At 43.1% G+C, this 4,202-nt stretch carries 2 protein-coding genes and 1 pseudogene; all 3 read left to right on the top strand.

Going from position 1 to position 4,202, the window contains the following annotated elements:
• Window positions 1-1,052: RNA-guided endonuclease TnpB family protein (locus VLN09_RS04225; RefSeq protein ID WP_325243987.1), on the top strand; the 1,052-nt coding region annotated here is incomplete at its 5' end.
• 381 nt (window positions 1,053-1,433) lie between these two features.
• Complete coding sequence (locus VLN09_RS04220) at window positions 1,434-3,755, top strand: NADP-dependent malic enzyme (protein WP_325243985.1); 2,322 nt, start codon at window positions 1,434-1,436, stop codon at window positions 3,753-3,755.
• Window positions 3,756-3,909: 154 nt separating this feature from the next.
• A pseudogene (locus tag VLN09_RS04215) lies at window positions 3,910-4,202 on the top strand (tRNA nucleotidyltransferase); the annotation flags it as partial.

Here is a 4,202-nt window from a genome sequence, read left to right as displayed (position 1 = left end):
GGAATAGAATGCTGGCTGATAAAATAAATCATCACCAAATCCATAAAAAAAACCTAAAAAACACCCCTGCCCAGTACAAAAAAGAGTTTGAGTGGTTAAAAGAGGTGGATAGCCTGGCATTGGCCAACGTTCAGCAGAACCTAAGAAGCGCTTATAACAAGTTTTTCAAGCAAGGCTCAGGCTTTCCTAAGTTCAAGAAAAAAGGCACCAAAGACAGCTACACCACTAACAATCAAAAAGGCACAGTGTCAGTCACCAATAGCACCGTCAAGCTGCCTAAAATCGGTCACATCAGGGCGAAGGTACATTGTTCTATCAATGGGCTTATCAAAAGTGCCACCATCACCAAAACCGCCACAGATCAATACTATGCAAGCGTTTTGGTTGAAACCACCGTTGACGAATTACCAAAAACCCAATCAAATATCGGCATTGATTTAGGATTGACAGACTTTATCGTTTTATCGGACGGATCAAAAGTTGCCAACCCTAAGTTTCTAGCGAAGCTTGAAGTCAAACTTGCCAAAGCTCAGCGTATTTTATCCAAACGTGCGCGAGTGGCAAAAGCCGCCAATCGTAAATTATCTCAAAGTCGTAATTATCAAAAGCAAAATGCCAAAGTCGCCAAAATCCACCAAAAAATAAAAAATACCCGCACCGACTTTTTGCACAAAACCTCATTCAATATCGTCAAAAACCACGACATTATTGCGATTGAGAATCTAAACGTCAAAGGTATGGTTAAGAATCACAAGCTTGCCAAAGCTATTAGCGACGCATCTTGGTCAACATTCACCAATATGCTGACCTATAAAGCTAACTGGTACGGCAAAACACTGATCAAGGTTGATAGATGGTTTCCATCGTCAAAAACCTGCTCTTGCTGTGGTCATATTCTTAGCAAAGATGAGCTTAAATTAAGCGACAGGGCGTGGGATTGCAAAATTTGCCACACCCACCATGACCGCGACATTAACGCCAGTATCAATATCCTCAACGAAGGCTTACGATGCTTGCAAACAGTCAAAAAACCCTTTGTTCAAGGGAGTTAGCTTAGTAAATTTGCCTAACCGCTATAGCAGAACATCGCAAATAAGTCTGGGTATTACCTGAGAAACCCCTACCTCTAAGGTAGTGGGTAGTTCATGGTTGATATTTAGGTCAGTTTTTTGGCATTATCAACTAGCTAAATAATGAATATCAATTTATTATATTGTTTGCGCAGTTCACTGTGCTTAGCTAGGCAAGTAATTGCAAATAATGCTATAATCAATATTTTACAATATTGTTTTTTCTGGATGTCTAAGCGCCGCATACCACCCCATAACAATCAATGTACACTCATTATCATCTTCGATGATTTTTTGAGAATTAGGCATTAGTTTTTATCACCATTTAATTTATTCCAATTTATCCTAACCATGGCAATTATTATGAATGACGATATCACTTTGAATACGGACACCCCTAGTACGGAAAAAGAGCAGTTTGAACAAGCTGCCCTACATTACCATTCACATCCACGACCAGGTAAGATTTCGGTCACCCCTATTAAGCAGTTAGCGAACCAACGTGATCTGGCACTTGCCTACTCGCCAGGGGTCGCAGTACCTTGCCTTGAGATTCAAAGAGATCCTTCTTTAGCAGCTAAATATACGGCACGTAGCAACTTGGTCGGTGTTATCACCAATGGTACCGCAGTATTAGGTCTAGGGAATATTGGTCCATTGGCATCAAAGCCTGTCATGGAAGGTAAAGGGGTTCTATTCAAAAAATTCGCTGGTATCGACGTTTTTGATATTGAAATTGCACAAAACGATCCGGATAAATTCATTGAGGCCGTTGCCTCTTTAGAGCCTACTTTTGGTGGTATCAACCTAGAAGACATCAAAGCACCAGAATGTTTCAAAATCGAGCGCGAATTGCGTAAGCGTATGAACATTCCAGTATTCCATGATGATCAACATGGTACTTCAATCATTGTTGCGGCGGCGATGCTGAATGCCTTGATCATCACTAACAAAAAGATTGAAGATATTAAAATCATCTGTTCTGGTGCCGGTGCTGCAGCGATTTCTTGCTTGGACATCATTTGCGCCCTTGGTGTCAATAAAAACAATGTCTATGTGTCAGACTCACGCGGCATCATCTCTACTAGCCGTGAAAACCTTGATGAAACCAAACAGCGCTATGCTCGTGAAACCACTGCCACGACTATTGAAGAGCTGATGGATGATGTCGATATGTTCCTAGGTCTATCTATGCCTGGTACATTGACAGAAGATATGGTTCGCCGTATGGCAAAAGACCCTATCATCTTTGCGCTTGCCAACCCAACCCCTGAGATTATGCCAGAATTGGCACATGCTGTCCGTCCAGACGTCATTATGGCTACTGGTCGCTCAGACTACCCGAACCAAGTAAACAACGCGTTGTGTTTCCCTTATATTTTCCGCGGTGCGTTAGATGTGGGCGCAACGACCGTTAACGAAGAGATGAAAATTGCGTGCGTACGTGCCATTGCTGCTATGGCACATGTTGAAGCGACGCCAATGAGCAACAGCAAAAATGTTGAGAACACACCAAGCTTTGGTCGTGAGTACCTGATCCCAGGACCACTTGAGCCAAACCTAATCATTGAGATTGCCTCTGCAGTCGCAAAAGCGGCGATGGATTCAGGGGTTGCAACCCTTCCTATCGCTGATATGAATGCCTATCGTCAACGTTTGTCTGAGTTCGTTTATAACTCAGCGTTTGTGATGAAGCCTATCTTTGCTCGCGCAAAAGCGGATCCAAAACGTATCGTATTTAGTGAAGGTGAAGACAGAAATGTCTTATTAGCTGTCCAAGTTGTCGTCGATGAGCAATTGGCTTATCCAATCTTGGTCGGTCGCCCTTCAGTGATTGAAAAGAACATCGAAAAGCTGGCACTTCGTTTAAAAGATGGCGAGAACATCACTATCATCAATGTTGATGATGACCCGCGCTATACTGATTACTGGAAAGGCTATTACGAGAAAAACAAACGTAATGGCGTCAGTATCGAGCTTGCTCGCCGTGATGTGCGCCGCAAAACCTCTTTAATCGGAGCGCTGTTGGTTGAAAATGGTGATGCCGATGGTATGATTTGTGGTACATTCGGCCACTATCAACTACATTTAAAATACGTTGGTAAAGTGATTGATAAAAAAGAAGGCGTTAATGATTTTTATGCGATGAATGCAGTACTCATGCAAGATCGTAACATCTTTATTGCTGATACCCATATCCATGAAGATCCAACTGCTGAGCAATTGGCTGAGATGACTGTGTTAGCAGCAGAGCAATTACGCCGCTTTAGCATTACCCCGCGTGTGGCATTGGTGTCACATTCAAACTTCGGTACTTCTGATCATGCCAGTGCGGTTAAAATGCGTAAGGTGCATCAGTTGCTGACTGAAATGAATGTCGACTTTGAGTTTGACGGCGAGATGCAAGGTGATGCCGCACTTGATGAGAATATCCGTTTAAGCGATTTACCATCAAGTAACCTAAAAGGCTCAGCAAACCTGCTTATCTTGCCAACGTTAGATGCGTCAAATATTGCCTTTAACCTGCTTAAGACAGCAACTGGTAGCGCCTCTATTGGTCCTATCTTATTAGGCGCAAGCAAACCTGTGCATATCCTAACGCCATCAGCCACAGCACGCCGTGTGGTCAATATGACAGCACTTGCGGTTACGGAAGCTCAAGACTTAGAAAACGAGCAACAGTAATCGATTATGCTCTGCACAGTGCGTAATTTAGGCGGTCTCTAACCTCTTTTTATAGAGACCGTCTGCTATACTAAAACCAGCCAATGCTCAAAGCATTGGCTGGTTTTTTTGGTAAAAAAATCTGATTCATTGATAATAAGATAAAGAGAATATTATGCAAGTGTATCTCGTCGGCGGTGCGGTACGTGATCAGCTATTAGGGCGCCCTATCAAAGATAAAGATTTCGTTGTCGTTGGGGCAACGGTTGCCGAGATGCTTGACGCAGGCTTTCAGCAAGTAGGCGCAGATTTTCCGGTATTTTTGCATCCAGTAAGCCGTGAAGAATACGCCCTTGCACGCACTGAGCGTAAGCAAGGGTTAGGCTATCAAGGATTTAGTGTACATGCGAGCCCTGATGTCAGCTTAAAAGACGATTTGCAGCGACGCGATTTGACTGTCAATGCCAT

It is taken from the genome of Psychrobacter sp. (genome assembly GCF_035469765.1).
Lineage (GTDB): Bacteria > Pseudomonadota > Gammaproteobacteria > Pseudomonadales > Moraxellaceae > Psychrobacter.
Note: the sequence above shows the minus strand (reverse complement) of the source record. Positions and strands in the feature narration are given on the sequence as shown.